Genomic DNA, 17,567 nt, shown 5'->3' with positions numbered 1-17,567 from the left:
GCTTGCCTGGCCTACCTAATCCGTAGGTCGGGTAAGCGAATGCGCCACCCGACACAAAGCGCTTACAGAGGCTGCGTCTGCGCCTCAACCACCGCCAGCGCCACCATGTTCACGATACGACGCACGGAGGCAATCGGTGTTAACACATGCACCGGTTTCGCCACGCCCATCAGTACCGGCCCCACGGTCACCCCTTCAGAACTGGAAACGCGCAGCAGGTTGTAGCTGATACGCGCGGCTTCCACATTCGGCATAATCAGCACGTTCGCCGAGCCTCTCAGCGGGCTGTCCGGCATACGCTCGTTACGGATGCTCTCCACCAGCGCCGCATCGCCGTGCATCTCGCCGTCAATCATCAGCTCCGGCGCACGCTCGCGCACCAGCTCCAGCGTCTGGCGCATTTTGCAGGCCGCCGCAGATTTAGAGGAACCGAAGTTAGAGTGCGACAGCAGTGCCACTTTCGGCTCGATACCGAAGCGACGCACGGTTTCCGCCGCCATCACGGTGATCTCCGCCAGCTCTTCCGGGGTCGGATCGTCGTTTACGTAGGTGTCGGCAATAAAGGTGTTGCCGCTTGGCAGCAGCAGCGCGTTCATCGCCCCGGCGGTATGCACGCCTTCGCGATAGCCGAAGATCTCCTGCACCACACTGAAATGCTCGTGATAATCACCGATAGTGCCGCAGATCAGCGCATCCGCTTCACCGCGATGGACCATGATCGCACCGATCACCGTGGTGTTGCTGATCACCGCGCGCTGCGCCTGCTCCTGAGTGATCCCGCGACGTTTCATGATCGCGTAATATTCATTCCAGTACTCTTTAAAACGCGGATCGGATTCGTTATTGACGATCTCAAAATCCACGCCCGGTGTGATCTGCAGCCCCAGCTTCTGGATACGCATCTCAATCACGCTCGGACGACCAATCAGGATCGGCTTCGCCAGCCCTAAGGTGATCAGCTCCTGCGTCGCGTGCAGCACGCGCGCCTCTTCCCCTTCCGCCAGCACCACGCGTTTCGCGTCGGCGCGCGCCTGAGAGAAGATAGGCTTCATAAACAGGTTAGTTTTGTAGACAAACTCGGTGAGCTTATCGACGTAAGCGTCGAAGTCCTGAATAGGACGCGTCGCCACGCCGGAGTCCATCGCCGCTTTGGCTACCGCCGGTGCGATCTTCACAATCAGACGCGGGTCGAACGGTTTTGGAATGATGTAGTCCGGGCCAAAGCTCAGATCCTGATCGCCGTAGGCTGAGGCGACCACTTCGCTCTGCTCGGCGTGGGCCAGCTCAGCAATAGCGTGAACCGCCGCGAGCTTCATTTCTTCGTTGATCGCCGTTGCGCCCACGTCCAGCGCCCCGCGGAAGATGAACGGGAAGCAAAGCACGTTGTTGACCTGGTTCGGGTAGTCCGAACGGCCAGTACAGATAATGGCATCTTCACGCACCGCTTTCGCCAGCGGCGGCAGAATTTCCGGTTCCGGGTTCGCCAGCGCCAGAATCATTGGCGCACGCGCCATCTTCTGCACCATCTCCTGGGTCAGCACTTTCGGGCCTGAACAGCCGAGGAAGATATCCGCGCCGTCGATCACGTCCTCAAGCGTGCGTTTACCGTCGTCGTCCACCGCATACGCCGCTTTGGTTTCCGCCATGTTTGGCTCGCGGCCTTTGTAGATAACGCCTTTGGAATCGCAGACCACAATGTTGTGTTTCTGCATACCAAGCGCCACCAGCAGATTCATACAGGCGATGGCCGCCGCACCCGCACCGGAAACCACCATACGCACGTCCGAGAGGTTTTTCTCCACCACGCGCAGGCCATTCAGAATGGCGGCGGTGCTGATAATGGCCGTACCGTGCTGGTCGTCATGGAACACGGGAATGTTCATGCGCTCGCGCAGTTTTTGCTCAATGTAAAAACATTCCGGCGCTTTGATGTCTTCCAGATTGATACCGCCGAAGGTTGGCTCCAGCGCCGCCACCACGTTGATAAACTTATCAGGATCAAGCTCATCCACTTCGATATCAAACACGTCGATACCGGCAAATTTCTTAAACAGGACCCCCTTCCCTTCCATCACCGGTTTACCGGCCAGCGCGCCGATGTTACCTAAACCCAGTACCGCCGTACCGTTAGAGATCACCGCCACCAGGTTGCCGCGTGCGGTGTATTTATAGGCCGCCAGCGGATCTTTTTCGATTTCAAGACACGGGGCGGCAACGCCCGGCGAGTAAGCCAGCGCCAGATCGCGCTGCGTCGCCAGTGGCTTCGTTGGGGAGACCTGGATTTTGCCCGGAACAGGAAATTCATGAAAATCGAGGGCACTTTGTTTTAACTGATCATCCATCTTGTTATTCCTTTCACGTATCGGTCAAAAAGGGTGATGTTTACGATCCTGATGCACACCCTGGAGTGCCGCATAGTATCGCCGCTGGCAGCCTCTTAAACTTTGAAGGCTGCCAAACTCTCACCATTGCAGAGCAAAAATTGTTATCAATTTATAGCAGTCATGTTACCCGTCTCAGAACGCAATGCCTCCCCCGTCTGCTATGCTTTTTTGTTAAGTCCATCATGATTTTCGCAGAAGTGTGAACTAACGCACTCATCTAACTCTTTTATTTCCAAGGAGTAATTATTTATGAACCAGCTAGACGGCATCAAACAATTCACCACCGTGGTCGCCGACAGCGGCGATATTGAGTCAATTCGGCACTACCAGCCGGAAGATGCGACCACGAACCCTTCACTGCTGCTCAAAGCGGCGGGGCTTGATCATTTTAGTCATCTGATTGACGACGCGATTGCATACGGTAAACAGCGCGGGAAAACGCAGGAGCAACAGGTTGCCGAGGCCAGCGACAAACTGGCGGTGAACTTCGGTGCGGAAATTCTGAAAAGCATACCGGGTCGAGTCTCGACGGAAGTCGACGCCCGTCTCTCTTTCGATCGGGAAAAAAGCATTGACAAAGCCCGCCGTCTGGTCGAACTGTATGAGGAGCAGGGAATCAACAAATCCCGTATTTTGATCAAACTCGCCTCAACATGGGAAGGCATTCGTGCAGCGGAAATTCTTGAAAAAGAGGGCATCCACTGCAACCTGACGCTACTGTTCTCTTTTGCACAGGCACGCGCCTGCGCCGAAGCGGGGGTATTCCTCGTGTCGCCGTTTGTCGGGCGCATCTACGACTGGTATCAGGCAAAACAGCCGATGGACCCGTATGTGGTTGAGGAAGATCCCGGTGTGAAATCGGTTCGTAATATCTATGACTATTACAAACAGCACCGTTACGAAACCATCGTAATGGGGGCCAGCTTCCGCCGCACCGAGCAGATCCTCGCGCTGGCAGGCTGCGACCGTCTGACCATCTCCCCTAACCTGCTAAAAGAGTTGCAGGAGAAAGAAGCAACGGTGATCCGCAAACTGGTGCCCACCTCCACCGTATTGCCAAAACCCAAAGCCATGACGGAAGCGGAGTTCCGTTGGGAGCACAATCAGGACGCAATGGCCGTCGATAAGCTGGCGGAAGGCATCCGCCTGTTCGCCGTCGATCAGCGCAAACTTGAAGACCTTCTTGCCGCCAAACTTTAACCTTGCCATGGAGTGAACTATGTCCCGTAAAGAGCTTGCCAATGCCATTCGCGCCCTCAGCATGGATGCTGTGCAGAAAGCCAATTCCGGCCACCCTGGCGCACCGATGGGGATGGCGGATATTGCCGAAGTGTTGTGGAATGACTTCCTGAAACACAACCCGACCGATCCCACCTGGTACGACCGTGACCGGTTTATTCTCTCCAACGGCCATGCCTCGATGCTGCTCTACAGCCTGCTGCATCTGTCCGGCTACGATCTCCCGCTTGAGGAGATCAAAAACTTCCGCCAGTTACACTCTAAAACGCCAGGCCACCCGGAGATTGGCTATACGCCGGGCGTTGAAACCACGACCGGCCCACTCGGTCAGGGTTTAGCGAACGCCGTTGGCCTGGCGATTGCCGAACGCACGCTGGCGGCGCAGTTTAATCAGCCAGATCATGAGATTGTCGATCACTACACGTATGTGTTTATGGGCGACGGCTGCCTGATGGAGGGGATCTCTCACGAGGTCTGCTCGCTGGCGGGCACGCTGGGGCTCGGCAAGCTGATTGGGTTCTACGATCACAACGGTATCTCTATCGACGGGGAAACCGAAGGCTGGTTTACCGACGACACGGCAAAACGCTTTGAGGCGTACCACTGGCACGTGGTACACGAAATTGACGGGCACGACCCGGAAGCGGTGAAAAAAGCGATTCAGGAAGCGCAAAGCGTGAAGGATAAACCGTCGCTGATTATCTGCCGCACCACCATCGGTTTCGGTTCACCCAACAAAGCAGGTAAAGAAGAGGCGCACGGAGCGGCGCTGGGCGAAGAGGAAGTGGCGCTGACCCGGCAAAAACTGGGCTGGAAATACCCGGCGTTTGAGATCCCGAAAGAGATCTACAAAGCCTGGGATGCCCGTGAAGCAGGCGAAAAGGCGCAGCAGGCATGGAACGAGAAGTTTGCCGCCTACAAAAAAGCGCACCCGGAGCTGGCTGCGGAGTTTTCCCGCCGCATGAGCGGTGGCCTGCCGGAAGACTGGGACGATAAAACCCAGGCGTTGATTGAAAATCTGCAATCCAACCCGGCGAAAATCGCCACCCGTAAGGCGTCGCAAAATACCCTGAACGCGATCGGCCCTATCCTGCCTGAACTGCTGGGCGGCTCGGCGGACCTGGCTCCGAGTAATCTCACCATCTGGTCTGGCTCGAAATCGCTGAAAGAAGACATCGGCGGGAACTACATCCACTATGGCGTGCGAGAGTTCGGGATGACCGCGATTGCCAACGGTATCGCCCACCACGGCGGCTTCGTGCCGTACACAGCCACCTTCCTGATGTTTGTTGAATATGCCCGCAACGCGGCGCGCATGGCGGCACTGATGAAAGCGCGCCAGATTATGGTTTACACCCATGACTCCATCGGGCTGGGCGAAGATGGGCCAACGCACCAGGCGGTTGAACAGCTGGCGAGCCTGCGTTTAACGCCGAACTTCAGCACCTGGCGTCCGTGCGATCAGGTCGAGGCGGCCGTGGGCTGGAAGCTGGCCGTAGAGCGTCATAACGGGCCGACGGCGCTGATCCTGTCGCGCCAGAACCTGGCACAGATTGAGCGTACCCCGGAACAGGTGAAAAACATCGCCCGCGGCGGATACATTCTGAAAGACAGCGGCGGCAAGCCGGACGTGATCCTGATTGCCACCGGTTCAGAGGTGGAAATCACGGTGAAAGCCGCAGAGAAACTGACCGCCGAAGGGCATGCCGTGCGCGTGGTTTCGCTACCTTCCACTGATATTTTCGATGCACAGGATGAGGCCTACCGCGAATCGGTCCTGCCATCCAACGTCGCGGCTCGTGTGGCGGTGGAAGCGGGTATTGCCGACTACTGGTACAAATATGTCGGGCTGAAAGGGGCGATTGTCGGGATGCATGGTTACGGCGAATCGGCTCCGGCCGACAAGCTGTTCCCGTACTTCGGCTTTACCGTTGAGAACGTGGTAGAGAAGGCGTTGAGCGTGATTTAACGCGGTCTGTGTGCCCGGTGGCGCTCCGCTTACCGGGCCTACGGATCAATGTGTTGTAGGCCGGGTAAGGCGAAGCCGCCACCCGGCAAAGTCTAACGGGTGATCCACAGCGTGGGCCAGGCGTCTGGCCCATTCCAGTTATCACAGCTTGGCTCTTCGGCATACCGCACCAGACGAAAGCGCTGGCCGTCAAAACGCCAGCGCGTCTGTATCCCGCAATCCGCAATACCGCGTCCTAACGAAAGCGTGGTCAGTTCACGCGTTTTTTCGTCAAAACTGGCGTTCATCAGCTCCATTTCACTGCTTTCGCTTGACGGCGTAAACGGCAGACGCAGCCTGACGCTGCGGGCCGCAAATGGTTTTTTACGCGACACCAGCCACGCCAGGTCAACGGTGTTATAGGCCCCGGCTTCACAGCTGATGATCAGCAGCGCTTTGTCGTCGGTCAATGCGGTCACGCGCACTTCGCGACGGTTCGGGTCCAGCGAGCACTGGCTGTTATTCATCCGCCAGGTCCCGTAATCCAGCAGATCGTTCAGCTCTTCGTGGGTGAGCGGCGTAGGTGTCGGGTTCACTACCGCCACCTTTTTTAAGGCCGGTGCGGGGGGGACGCTCAGCGGCGGTTCGTCACCTTTCTTAATCCAGGCCGTTTCACTCCCGACGCGTTTCTGCTGAGCGTCGATAAATAACAACGCCGCTTTCAGACCGTCCAGAGAGGCAACCTGTTTGCCGCCACGCAGGGTCAGTGCCTGCCCCTCCTGAATGTGTTTCAAAAAGGTGGTGATGGTCGTTGCGTCGTCTGTCTTCAGATGCCAGGGAGTGAGTTGCCAGTGCTGTGCGTTCAGTGTTAACGGCGTATCATCCAGCAAAAGCCGGGGAGCAATGTCAGGCTCTTTGACCGGCGGCGGGGAGAGCCCGCCCAGGTCGATACGCAACGTTGCATCCGTTTTCGCTCCGGCGCTGCGGCTGAGCGTCATGACCAGGCCGTGATGTTCACCGGTATTACGCGCAATGCAAAAATTCTGGTTGTTGCAGGTCACCTGCCAGTCTGAAAAAGACTGTTGAGCGGGCGCAGCCCACGCCAACGACGCAGGCAGCACGCAAGACAGGAAGAGAATAAAAACGCAGTGGCGCATGGATGGCACAATCCCGGAAACGAAAACGCAAAACTGGGCCGTATCTTCGTGTTACATCCGGGCTTGCTCAATCGGATTTATCGGATAGATTTATCCGAAACGGAACTCATCAGACCGGTTGTTTGTAAATATTGCAGCAATATCACCGTCTTACCGTCCCTGATCTCGCCACTTTTCACCATGGCTAATGCCTCAGCGAAAGGAATTTCCAGCACCTCGATATCTTCGTCTTCTACGCCGCCGCCCCGGTGAGTCCGCTGCGCATCGTTGTATTCCGCGATGAAGAAATGGATGATCTCCGTTACGCCGCCTGGCGACATGAATAACTCAAAGACTTTTGTCACCTCCCCCACTTCAAAGCCTGTCTCTTCCACGGCCTCTTTACGGATGCAGACTTCAGGTTCATCGTCGTCGAGCAGGCCAGCGCAGGTTTCAATCAGCCGTCCGTCAGGATTGCCATTCACCCATGTCGCCACCCGAAACTGACGAATCAACACCACGCTTTGCTTTTCACGGTTATACAGCAGAATGGTTGCCCCGTTGCCACGGTCATAGACCTCGCGTTTATGGCGGATCACTTCACCGTTATTACGCGTTAAATCATAGGTGATGTTACGCAGGACAAAATAGTTTTCAGAAAGGATGATGTCTTTGATGACGTCTATTTTCAGGGACATACGGGCTCCACGGCAGAATGAGTCTTTTAATACTACGCCGTGAAACCCGCTTTGTCGCCCGATGGCGTTAGTGCATTTTTGGCGGTTCTATTCCCAGCCAGTCCATGATCCCCTGCGCGGCATGACGCCCTTCGGCCATCGCCGTCACCACCAGATCCGCGCCGCGAACTGCATCTCCTCCGGCGAAAATTTGCGGGTTTGAGGTCTGGTAACGGTAGCGGCTCTCCACGGAGGCAACGATTCGTCCCCAGTCATCCGTTTCGACGCCCTGAGCCTCCAGCCACGGCATCGCATGCGGGTTGAAACCAAACGCCATGATCACCGCATCCGCAGGCATAACAAATTCGCTGCCCGCCACCGGAACAGGCCGACGACGCCCCTGCGCATCCGGCTCACCCAGTTCAGTACGCAGCATCCGAATGCCGTTAACCTGCCCGTCAGGGCCGCGCGTCAGTTCAACGGGCTGGACGTTAAATTCAAACGTCGCGCCCTCTTCTTTGGCATTCTTGACCTCTTTTTTCGAGCCAGGCATGTTGGCTTCGTCCCGCCGATAGGCACAGGTCACTTTCGCAGCACCGTGTCGCAGTGCAGTCCGCACGCAGTCCATCGCCGTATCGCCGCCGCCAAGCACCACGACATTTAAGCCCTGGGTGTCGATAAACGGCTCGGTGACCGTCGGCTCAAGCCCCATGATATGGCGCGTGTTTGCCACGAGGAAGGGCAACGCATCATACACGCCTGGCGCGTCCTCATGCGGAATTCCCGCTTTCATGGAGCGATAGGTTCCAACGCCGATAAACAGCGCATCGTAGTCACTTTGCAGTTGCGCCATAGAGATATCTTTACCCACTTCGCAGTTCAGCTCGAACGTGATCCCCATCGCGGTAAATATCGCTCTGCGGCGCGCCAGCAGCGATTTATCCAGCTTGAAAGCCGGAATACCAAACGTCAGCAAACCGCCAATTTCCGGATGGCGATCGTACACTGTGACACTCACGCCGCTGCGCACCAGCACATCGGCGCACGCCAGCCCGGCCGGACCCGCCCCGATAATAGCAACACGTTTATTCACCGGTGAAACGTCGCGCATGTCCGGCGTCCAGCCCATTGCCAGCGCCTGGTCAGAGATATAGCGCTCAATATTGCCAATAGTCACCGACCCCGATTCATCACGTACTGTGCAGGCTCCTTCACATAATCGATCCTGCGGGCAGACGCGGCCGGTGATTTCAGGTAAACAGTTGGTCTGATGCGAAAGCGCAACTGCGCCTGCGATATCCCCCGCCTTAACGCGTTCAATCCATTGCGGAATGTGGTTATGTAGCGGACAGTGCCACTCACAGATACTGTGCTCACCGCATTTGAGGCAGCGTGACGCTTCGCGGTGAGCCTGCTCCGCCCGAAACGGCAGATAAATTTCGTTGAAATGGACGACGCGTTCTTCGGGAGTGAGTTTATCCGGCTCGCCACGCTTCGGTGTATTGTGCAGTTGCTGCAATTTGGTTTGCGGTTGTTCACATTGCACCGCTTCACCGTGCCAGGGCTGCGCCTCAAGCCGGGCGGTGCGCTGTCGGCGCGCTTTCGCCAGGTTATCCAGCACCGCGGGAGTGGCAAGCCTGAGTACATCGGCCGGGCAGTTTTCGACACAGGCCGGGCCTTGCGACCGTGTCAGGCAGAGATCGCACTTGTGCGCCGTGGCCTTCACGCTGTCGTTTTCCTGCGGTGTGACGATAATGTCCAAAGTGCCAAACGGGCAGGCCACCATGCAGGCTTTGCAACCAATGCATTTTTGTTGATTCACCTGTACGCTGTCGCTGTGCTTGCTGATGGCCCCGTTCGGGCAGCTTTGCGCGCAAGGGGCATTTTCGCAGTGATGGCAGGTGACGGGGCTACTTTTTGCGCCCGATTTAAGGACCGTAATGCGGGGATGGAAATGGTGCTCGCTCAGAACATGCTGTTCATCGTTGTGCGCCATCACGCAGGCGACTTCGCAGGCACGACATCCGATACATTGCTGGCTGTTGGCCATAATAAAACGATTCATAACGACACCTGTTTTTGGTTCAATAACCTTATTCTTTATATGAATATTGTATTTACTCATCGTAGCGTTATCAGGCAATGTTCAAATGCCCAGGAAACCAAACTATTTCCAGTGAACCTGTGGCAGATCAATTTTATTCAGGAAGCCGTTTTGTGACCGTTAAACGTTCTGTTTCCGGAAGCCTGGCTCGGGCTTTCTTTTCGATTATTGTGTTGTCCGTCCTGACCAGCGCCATCGCACTGCTGACGCTCGCCAGCAGCCAGCGTGACGCCGAGGCGATCAATATTGCCGGTTCGCTGCGCATGCAGAGCTACCGCCTGGGCTACGAAATGCAGCGTGTCAGCCCTTCACTTGCGGAGCACCGTGAGAGCTGGCAGCAGACGCTGAGCGCACCGGCGCTGCAGAAATTAGACCGCTGGTATGTGCCTGAAGATGTCAAACAACGCTACCAACAGCTTCATCTTGCCTGGCAGGAGATGGATAAGCGTATCGCCAGCGGCGACACGGCGTGGTATCAGACCCACATTGAGGATTTTGTTGGCCGCATTGATGCCTTTGTGCTGGCGCTCCAGCACTACACCGAACATAAAATTCAGCTGGTTATCCTGATGTCGCTGGCGGGCGGGCTGAGCATTCTGCTGCTGACCGTATTTACGCTGCGACAGACCCGCCGCCAGGTGGTTTTGCCGCTGAACAATCTGGTGGCGGCCAGCGAACGTATTGAACGGAGACAATTTGACACGCCTGCGCCTGATACTGCCCTGCCGAATGAACTGGGCCAACTTTCCCGTGCGTTCAACCATATGTCAGCCGAGCTGCGGACGCTGTATCTCTCACTTGAGCAGTCCGTTGCGGAAAAAACACACCATTTAAATGAAGCGCATCAGCAGCTTGAGATGCTGTTCAAATGTTCGCAGGCGCTCAATACCGGCCAGATCGACAGCCACTGTTTCAGGCATATTTTGCAGATTGTGCATGAATACACGCAGATGAATTACCTTGAACTTCGCACCAGCGACGACTGGCGGCTGTGTGAGGGGACGGAGACAAACGACAGTCAGATGCAAAGCCTGCCGGTGCTGATGCAGGATACCCTTTATGGCGAGCTGCGCTGGCAGAGCGAGAAGCATGCCGTATCGCTGCCGCTTATGGAAAGCGTGGCGACAATGCTGGGGCGCGGGCTCTATTTCAACCAGGCGCAGAAACACTATCAGCAGTTACTGCTGATGGAAGAACGCGCGACCATTGCCCGCGAGTTACATGACTCACTGGCGCAGGTCCTCTCCTATTTGCGCATCCAGCTTGCGCTGCTCAAACGTGCCGTGCCGGAAGAGGATCTCCCGGCACAAACCATCATCGCGGACTTCTCCCGTGAGCTAAACAACGCCTGGCGGCAGCTGCGCGAACTGCTTACCACCTTCCGCCTGACGCTCAATCATGCCAACCTTCCTGCCGCACTGCAGGAGTCCCTCGACGGGCTGCAAAGCCAGACGCAGGCGAAACTGGTCCTTGACTGCCGTCTCTCCTCGCTGGCGCTGGATGCGCAAAAGCAGGTGCATTTGTTACAGATCGTGCGTGAAGCGGTGTTGAATGCCATTAAACATGCTCAGGCAAGCGAAATTATTGTCAGCTGTATCACGTCAGCCGATGGCACGCACACCGTCACCATTCGCGACAACGGCATTGGTATTGGCGAAGCCAGCGAGCCGCCAGGACACTACGGGCTGAACATTATGCGCGAACGCGCGGGACGGCTCGGCGGGACGTTGCACTTTTCCCCGCCGCCAAATGGCGGGACGCAGGTCAGCGTGACGTTCCGTACACCAGCAGCTCTGGCGGGTAAATAACGGTAAAGGGGCAAACGCTGAAAAAAGCGCATGATAATTTACATTATCTCCTTTATTTCTCCACGTTTGACCTTCGACTTACCGCTACAGTGATGCGGACAATAGACAATAACGACGTGCAGCAAAACGAGGTCACCTTTTCATGGCGAATTTTTTCATCGATCGCCCCATTTTTGCCTGGGTACTTGCCATCCTGTTGTGTCTGACAGGTGTCCTGGCCATTACTTCACTTCCTGTTGAGCAATACCCCGATCTGGCACCGCCCAACGTGCGTGTTACGGCTAACTACCCTGGCGCTTCGGCACAGACGCTGGAAAATACCGTCACGCAGGTCATCGAGCAGAACATGACGGGCCTCGATAACCTGATGTACATGTCCTCACAGAGTAGCGCGACCGGCCAGGCGACGGTCACCCTGAGCTTTACGGCAGGTACGGACCCGGATGAAGCAGTACAGCAGGTACAAAACCAGCTGCAGTCAGCCCTGCGTAAGCTGCCTCAGGCTGTGCAAAACCAGGGCGTCACCGTGCGTAAAACCGGTGATACCAATATTTTAACCATTGCGTTTGTCTCCACCGATGGCTCGATGGATAAACAGGATATTGCCGACTACGTGGCGAGTAATATCCAGGACCCGCTCAGCCGTATTAACGGCGTGGGGGATATCGATGCCTATGGCTCACAATATTCCATGCGCATCTGGCTGAACCCTGACAAGCTCAACAGCGTGCAGATGACGGCGAAAGATGTTACCGATGCCATCGAATCGCAGAACGCCCAGATTGCCGTGGGTCAACTGGGCGGTACGCCATCCGTGGATAACCAGGCGCTGAACGCCACCATTAATTCGCAGTCACTGCTCCAGACGCCTGAACAGTTCCGCAATATTACCCTGCGGGTCAATCAGGACGGTTCTGAAGTACGCCTGGGCGATGTCGCCACCGTGGAGATGGGAGCGGAAAAATATGACTACCTGAGCCGCTTTAACGGTAATCAGGCATCCGGTTTAGGGGTCAAACTGGCCTCCGGTGCGAATGAAATGGCAACGGCAGAACTGGTCATCGATCGTCTGGATGAGCTGTCGCACTTTTTCCCGCACGGGCTGGAATATAAAGTCGCCTACGAGACCACCTCCTTCGTCAAAGCCTCTATTGAAGATGTGGTGAAAACCCTGCTCGAAGCCATCGCGCTGGTGTTCCTGGTGATGTACCTGTTCCTGCAAAACTTCCGTGCCACGCTTATTCCAACGATTGCGGTGCCGGTGGTGCTGCTCGGCACCTTCGCGGTGCTTTACGCTTTTGGTTACAGTATCAACACCTTAACCATGTTTGCGATGGTGCTGGCGATCGGCCTGCTGGTGGATGATGCCATCGTGGTGGTGGAAAACGTTGAGCGCATCATGAGCGAGGAAGGCCTTTCACCGCGTGAAGCTACGCGGAAATCGATGGGGCAAATTCAGGGCGCGCTGGTCGGTATCGCGATGGTGCTCTCAGCGGTGTTTATCCCGATGGCCTTCTTTGGTGGGACGACCGGCGCGATCTACCGCCAGTTCTCTATCACTATCGTCTCCGCGATGGTGCTCTCGGTGCTGGTGGCGATGATCCTCACCCCTGCCCTCTGCGCCACGCTGCTCAAACCGTTGCATAAAGGTGAGCACCACGGTCAGAAAGGCTTTTTCGGCTGGTTTAACCGCATGTTCAACCGTAATGCGGCGCGCTATGAAGCGGGCGTGGGCAGGATATTGCACCGCAGCGTGCGCTGGATGGTGGTCTACGTCCTGCTGCTCGGCGGCATGGTGTTCCTGTTCCTGCACCTGCCGACCTCCTTCCTGCCGCTGGAAGACCGCGGCATGTTTATCACCTCCGTTCAGTTGCCGAGCGGCTCCACGCAGCAGCAAACGCTGAAGGTGGTGCAAAAGGTTGAGAACTACTTCCAGGCTAAAGAGAAAGATAACGTTGTGTCCGTCTTTTCCACCGTCGGCTCTGGCCCCGGCGGTAACGGGCAGAACGTGGCACGTATGTTTGTGCGTCTGAAAGACTGGGATCAACGCGACAGCGATACAGGCTCCTCGTTTGCCATTATCGAACGGGCGACCAAAGCCTTCAGCCACATCAAAGAGGCGCGCGTTTTCGCCAGCAGCCCTCCCGCTATCAGCGGTCTTGGCAGTTCGGCAGGGTTTGATATGGAACTGCAGGATCACGCAGGTGCCGGGCATGACGCGTTAATGGCTGCACGTGACAAACTGCTCGACCTGGCGGGTAAAGATCCGCAGTTGACCCGCGTTCGTCATAACGGTCTGGACGACAGCCCGCAGCTGCAGGTGGATATCGATCAGCGTAAAGCGCAGGCGCTTGGCGTATCGATAGACGACATTAACGACACGCTGCAAACGGCGTGGGGCTCCAGCTATGTGAACGACTTTATGGATCGCGGCCGCGTGAAAAAAGTCTACGTTCAGTCTGCCGCGAAATACCGCATGCTGCCGGACGACATTAACCGCTGGTATGTACGTAACAATACAGGCGGCATGGTGCCGTTCTCCGCCTTTGCCACCTCGCGCTGGGAAACGGGCTCACCGCGCCTGGAACGCTACAACGGCTACTCCGCGCTGGAGATCGTAGGTGAAGCCGCGCCGGGCGTCAGTACCGGTACGGCGATGGATATCATGGAACAACTGGTGCAGCAGTTGCCAACCGGGTTTGGCCTGGAGTGGACGGCCATGTCCTACCAGGAACGTCTCTCCGGTGCGCAAGCCCCTGCGCTCTATGCGCTTTCGCTGCTGGTGGTGTTCCTTTGCCTGGCAGCACTGTATGAAAGCTGGTCGGTGCCGTTCTCGGTCATGCTGGTAGTACCGCTCGGGGTCATTGGTGCGCTGCTGGCGACCTGGATGCGCGGTCTGGAGAACGATGTTTACTTCCAGGTGGGTCTGCTCACCGTCATCGGTTTGTCGGCGAAAAACGCCATTCTGATCGTCGAATTTGCCAATGAGATGAACGCCAAAGGCCATGACCTGATGGCCGCGACGCTGCACGCCTGTCGCCAGCGCTTACGTCCGATCCTGATGACCTCTCTGGCGTTTGTCTTTGGTGTATTACCGATGGCAACCAGTTCTGGCGCAGGCTCCAGCAGCCAGCATGCGGTTGGTACGGGCGTGATGGGTGGCATGATTTCAGCAACGATTCTGGCGATCTATTTCGTTCCGTTATTCTTCGTGCTGGTGCGCCGCCGTTTCCCGCTTAAAGAGCGGCCTGAATAGTGTGGTGAAATAAAAAAGGCGGCTCTCAGGGCCGCCTTTTTATTGTGTGATGAGTTCACACTATGGTTATTTTACTTATTTAAGTGCTCTTGCAATTCTTACTGAATGTCATTTACGAAGCATGCCTTCGATAAAATCTTTCCAGTTCCCCAGTTCGCGTTCAATCATAACAACCTCTCTTATTATTATGCATATTCTACGGAAACGTATCATCATTGTGAAGACTATTTAGCCAATTTCTGTGATTACACCCCGCATCTGAAAAGGATTTGAGACAACTATGAGCGCAGCCTCTTAAATTTTATGTGACGGACAGCAATATTTTGAAATAACCATACAGGCAGGTGACTTTAATTTTACCTGCTGACTTTATTAGAAATTTAATCTTTATGGACAACTATGCTTAAATGATGAAAAAATATTCAGCTTACAGTTGTGCGTTCAATTAAGGAGAATTGTAAATCCAGTGATATCATTCCTGTGTTATATTTCGCTTAAGGATATATCTTCGAAATAATTGAACATTCACCCGTCAAAAGAACAAAAGGATTCACCATGGTAGTGATGTACGGTATTAAAAATTGCGACACCATCAAAAAAGCGCGCCGCTGGCTGGAAGCCAACGATGTGGCATACCGCTTTCACGATTACCGTGTCGATGGTCTTGATGCGGCATTTTTGCATACGGCGATCAAGGAGCTGGGCTGGGAAGCCTTGCTGAATACCCGCGGCACCACCTGGCGAAAACTGGATGAGTCGCTACGCGCGACGATCAACGATGCCGATAGTGCGGCAAAACTGATGCTTGAAATGCCAGCAATTATCAAACGCCCATTGCTCTGCAAGCCAGGGCAGCCTATGCTGCTGGGTTTTAGTGAAACCGTTTATTCAGACTTTTTTCGTTGAGGTGTAGTCTATGTCATGCCCGGTCATTGAGCTGACTCAGCAGCTTATTCGCCGTCCTTCTCTTAGCCCGGACGACGCAGGTTGTCAGGCATTAATGATTGAGCGCTTGCGTGCCATTGGTTTTACCGTTGAACCAATGGACTTTGGCGACACACAGAACTTCTGGGCATGGCGCGGTCAGGGCGAAACGCTGGCGTTTGCCGGACATACCGATGTGGTTCCGGCTGGCGATGCAGACCGCTGGATCAACCCACCGTTCGAACCCACCATCCGTGACGGCATGCTGTTTGGCCGCGGTGCGGCAGACATGAAAGGCTCACTGGCGGCGATGGTGGTGGCGGCGGAGCGTTTCGTTGCCCAACATCCGAACCATAAAAACCGTCTCGCGTTCCTGATCACCTCCGATGAAGAAGCCAGCGCGCACAATGGCACCGTGAAAGTGGTTGAGACGCTGATGGCGCGTAACGAGCGTCTGGACTACTGCCTGGTGGGTGAGCCGTCGAGTACCGAAATCGTCGGTGATGTGGTGAAAAACGGTCGTCGTGGGTCGCTTACCTGCAACCTGACCATTCACGGCGTTCAGGGACACGTCGCGTATCCGCATCTCGCCGACAACCCGGTTCATCGTGCAGCCCCCATGCTGAACGAACTGGTGGCTATTGAGTGGGACAAGGGCAACGAGTTCTTCCCGCCTACCAGCATGCAGATTGCTAACGTGAAGGCCGGTACGGGCAGCAACAATGTGATCCCTGGCGATATCTTCGTGCAGTTCAACTTCCGTTTTAGCACCGAACTGACTGACGAGATGATCAAAGCACGCGTGATTGCGCTGCTGGAAAAATATGAACTGCGCTACACCATTGACTGGTGGCTTTCCGGCCAGCCGTTCCTGACGCAGCGCGGAAAACTGGTGGATGCGGTGGTGAACGCTATCGCACACTATAATGAAATTAAGCCACAACTGCTGACAACGGGTGGCACGTCAGACGGGCGCTTTATTGCCCGCATGGGTGCGCAGGTTGTCGAACTGGGTCCGGTTAACGCCACTATTCACAAAATCAATGAGTGTGTGAATGCGGCAGATTTGCAACTGCTGGCCCGTATGTATCAACGTATTATGGAGCAACTCGTCGCCTGACGAATGCTCTGAGAAGGAATAGCGAATGGACTGGCTGGCTAAATACTGGTGGATTCTGGTGCTGGTGTTTCTGGTAGGCGTGCTGCTTAACGTGATTAAAGATCTTAAGCGCGTTGACCACAAAAAATTTCTCGCTAACAAGCCAGATCTCCCACCACATCGTGATTTTAACGATAAATGGGATGATGACGACGACTGGCCGAAGAAAGACCAGAAGAAGTAAATTTATTACCCCTTCCCCGCTCGGGAGAGGGGTAATATTCACATAAACTCTACAATATCATCATCATTCGGCTTACCGCCGCTGAGCGCTTCATCAAAGTAGTGCTTCGGCACGGTATAGCGTAAATGGTCGAGCGCGAACTGCATGCTGCGATCGTCAATGGCATGCCCCAGATCGTCCACAATGTCCAGCGTGACATCCCCGCCTTCACGGATCAGCGCTTCCTGGGCAGCCACCGCATGCGAAAGCTCAATCACCCGGTCTTCACCACCGTGGATCAGATGAATGGTGGTCTGCGTCGTGGCACTTTGCGGTAACGTGGCAAAGCGACCGTTAAAGGCAATCACGCGGGATACGAGGCCAGGCTGCGCTTTTACGCTCTCCAGCGACATAATCGATCCTTGCGAGAAGCCAATCAGCGCCGTGGCATCTGCACCAACGCCGCTTTTCTGCTGCCAGTAGCGTACCGTTTCGATAAATACGGGCATGATGGCATCAATACGCGCCTGACGGTTCTCTTCCGTCACGCCCTGGACAGAGAACCACTGCCGTCCGTCAGGACCGCACGGCTCCACGCCGCCGATACTGACAATCAGCGCGTCCGGAAACACCGGCGCAAACCAGCTGCCAATCTGCCCCATGTTGACGGCGTTATCACCCACGCCATGAAACAGAAGCAGTAACTGTTTTGCCGGTTTGTCAGGGCTTTGAACAACAAAATGGTCATGTTTCATGGCGGTCTCCTTAA

At 55.6% G+C, this 17,567-nt stretch carries 13 protein-coding genes; 7 read left to right on the top strand and 6 right to left on the bottom strand.

The annotated features are described in order from the left end of the window. Positions 1 to 62 precede the first annotated feature (62 nt). Positions 63 to 2,342 carry an NADP-dependent oxaloacetate-decarboxylating malate dehydrogenase gene (maeB, locus tag ABGB15_RS06710; protein WP_215723628.1) on the bottom strand — a complete coding sequence of 760 codons (2,280 nt, stop codon included), beginning with the start codon at positions 2,340 to 2,342 and terminating at the stop codon, positions 63 to 65. 291 nt (positions 2,343 to 2,633) lie between these two features. On the opposite strand from maeB, the gene tal reads away from it, so the two are divergent. Both tal and tkt read left to right on the top strand, forming a co-directional pair. Further along, positions 2,634 to 3,584 (top strand): transaldolase, encoded by a 951-nt coding sequence (gene tal / locus ABGB15_RS06705; protein ID WP_215723629.1) that lies wholly within the window; start codon positions 2,634 to 2,636, stop codon positions 3,582 to 3,584. 19 nt (positions 3,585 to 3,603) lie between these two features. Next, positions 3,604 to 5,592 carry a transketolase gene (tkt, locus tag ABGB15_RS06700; RefSeq protein WP_152081793.1) on the top strand — a complete coding sequence of 663 codons (1,989 nt, stop codon included), beginning with the start codon at positions 3,604 to 3,606 and terminating at the stop codon, positions 5,590 to 5,592. Positions 5,593 to 5,684: 92 nt separating this feature from the next. Here tkt and ABGB15_RS06695 read toward each other — a convergent pair whose 3' ends face one another. The 3 genes from ABGB15_RS06695 to aegA all read right to left on the bottom strand — a co-directional run bounded on the left by ABGB15_RS06695 (position 5,685) and on the right by aegA (position 9,449). Continuing rightward, positions 5,685 to 6,728 (bottom strand): DUF1176 domain-containing protein, encoded by a 1,044-nt coding sequence (locus ABGB15_RS06695; protein ID WP_152081801.1) that lies wholly within the window; start codon positions 6,726 to 6,728, stop codon positions 5,685 to 5,687. Positions 6,729 to 6,805: 77 nt separating this feature from the next. Beyond that, complete coding sequence (gene nudK, locus ABGB15_RS06690) at positions 6,806 to 7,405, bottom strand: GDP-mannose pyrophosphatase NudK (RefSeq protein ID WP_152081802.1); 600 nt, start codon at positions 7,403 to 7,405, stop codon at positions 6,806 to 6,808. 67 nt (positions 7,406 to 7,472) lie between these two features. After that, positions 7,473 to 9,449, bottom strand: coding sequence for a formate-dependent uric acid utilization protein AegA (gene aegA, locus ABGB15_RS06685; protein ID WP_215723630.1), 1,977 nt, complete (start codon positions 9,447 to 9,449; stop codon positions 7,473 to 7,475). 152 nt (positions 9,450 to 9,601) lie between these two features. Between aegA and narQ the strand changes: the two genes are divergently transcribed. After that, positions 9,602 to 11,296, top strand: a complete 1,695-nt coding sequence (gene narQ, locus ABGB15_RS06680) for a nitrate/nitrite two-component system sensor histidine kinase NarQ (protein ID WP_152084402.1) — start codon at positions 9,602 to 9,604, stop codon at positions 11,294 to 11,296. A gap of 142 nt (positions 11,297 to 11,438) precedes the next feature. Further along, complete coding sequence (acrD, locus tag ABGB15_RS06675) at positions 11,439 to 14,552, top strand: multidrug efflux RND transporter permease AcrD (protein WP_215723631.1); 3,114 nt, start codon at positions 11,439 to 11,441, stop codon at positions 14,550 to 14,552. A gap of 108 nt (positions 14,553 to 14,660) precedes the next feature. Here the strand turns inward: acrD and ypfM are convergent, their stop codons facing one another. After that, positions 14,661 to 14,720, bottom strand: a complete 60-nt coding sequence (gene ypfM / locus ABGB15_RS06670; protein ID WP_015572204.1) for a protein YpfM — start codon at positions 14,718 to 14,720, stop codon at positions 14,661 to 14,663. A 387-nt stretch (positions 14,721 to 15,107) separates the two neighbouring features. Here ypfM and ABGB15_RS06665 point away from each other — a divergent pair, with 387 nt between their 5' ends. Genes ABGB15_RS06665 through ABGB15_RS06655 form a run of 3 tightly spaced genes read left to right on the top strand, consistent with a single transcriptional unit; the run spans position 15,108 to position 16,819 of the window. Continuing rightward, a complete protein-coding gene (locus ABGB15_RS06665) occupies positions 15,108 to 15,458 on the top strand; it encodes an ArsC family reductase (protein ID WP_152081805.1) in 351 nt (116 codons plus the stop codon). A gap of 10 nt (positions 15,459 to 15,468) precedes the next feature. Then, positions 15,469 to 16,596, top strand: a complete 1,128-nt coding sequence (gene dapE / locus ABGB15_RS06660) for a succinyl-diaminopimelate desuccinylase (RefSeq protein WP_152081806.1) — start codon at positions 15,469 to 15,471, stop codon at positions 16,594 to 16,596. 25 nt (positions 16,597 to 16,621) lie between these two features. Then, positions 16,622 to 16,819, top strand: coding sequence for a YpfN family protein (locus ABGB15_RS06655; protein WP_013098222.1), 198 nt, complete (start codon positions 16,622 to 16,624; stop codon positions 16,817 to 16,819). A gap of 38 nt (positions 16,820 to 16,857) precedes the next feature. Here ABGB15_RS06655 and ypfH read toward each other — a convergent pair whose 3' ends face one another. Further along, a complete protein-coding gene (gene ypfH / locus ABGB15_RS06650; RefSeq protein WP_152081808.1) occupies positions 16,858 to 17,553 on the bottom strand; it encodes an esterase in 696 nt (231 codons plus the stop codon). Between the last annotated feature and the right edge of the window lie 14 nt (positions 17,554 to 17,567).

Source organism: Enterobacter sp. MALB-1, from assembly GCF_041021625.1.
Taxonomy (GTDB): domain Bacteria; phylum Pseudomonadota; class Gammaproteobacteria; order Enterobacterales; family Enterobacteriaceae; genus Enterobacter; species Enterobacter oligotrophicus.
This window is presented reverse-complemented; position numbering and strand designations above follow the sequence as displayed.

What these genes read in the sequence shown, in the direction of transcription:
- nudK (WP_152081802.1), bottom strand. Translation starts at nt 7,405, where the DNA reads ATGTCCCTGAAAATAGACGTCATCAAAGACATCATCCTTTCTGAAAAC.
- ypfH (WP_152081808.1), bottom strand. Translation starts at nt 17,553, where the DNA reads ATGAAACATGACCATTTTGTTGTTCAAAGCCCTGACAAACCGGCAAAA.
- acrD (WP_215723631.1), top strand. Translation starts at nt 11,439, where the DNA reads ATGGCGAATTTTTTCATCGATCGCCCCATTTTTGCCTGGGTACTTGCC.
- tal (WP_215723629.1), top strand. Translation starts at nt 2,634, where the DNA reads ATGAACCAGCTAGACGGCATCAAACAATTCACCACCGTGGTCGCCGAC.
- ABGB15_RS06665 (WP_152081805.1), top strand. Translation starts at nt 15,108, where the DNA reads ATGGTAGTGATGTACGGTATTAAAAATTGCGACACCATCAAAAAAGCG.
- aegA (WP_215723630.1), bottom strand. Translation starts at nt 9,449, where the DNA reads ATGAATCGTTTTATTATGGCCAACAGCCAGCAATGTATCGGATGTCGT.
- dapE (WP_152081806.1), top strand. Translation starts at nt 15,469, where the DNA reads ATGTCATGCCCGGTCATTGAGCTGACTCAGCAGCTTATTCGCCGTCCT.
- ABGB15_RS06655 (WP_013098222.1), top strand. Translation starts at nt 16,622, where the DNA reads ATGGACTGGCTGGCTAAATACTGGTGGATTCTGGTGCTGGTGTTTCTG.
- maeB (WP_215723628.1), bottom strand. Translation starts at nt 2,342, where the DNA reads ATGGATGATCAGTTAAAACAAAGTGCCCTCGATTTTCATGAATTTCCT.
- tkt (WP_152081793.1), top strand. Translation starts at nt 3,604, where the DNA reads ATGTCCCGTAAAGAGCTTGCCAATGCCATTCGCGCCCTCAGCATGGAT.
- ABGB15_RS06695 (WP_152081801.1), bottom strand. Translation starts at nt 6,728, where the DNA reads ATGCGCCACTGCGTTTTTATTCTCTTCCTGTCTTGCGTGCTGCCTGCG.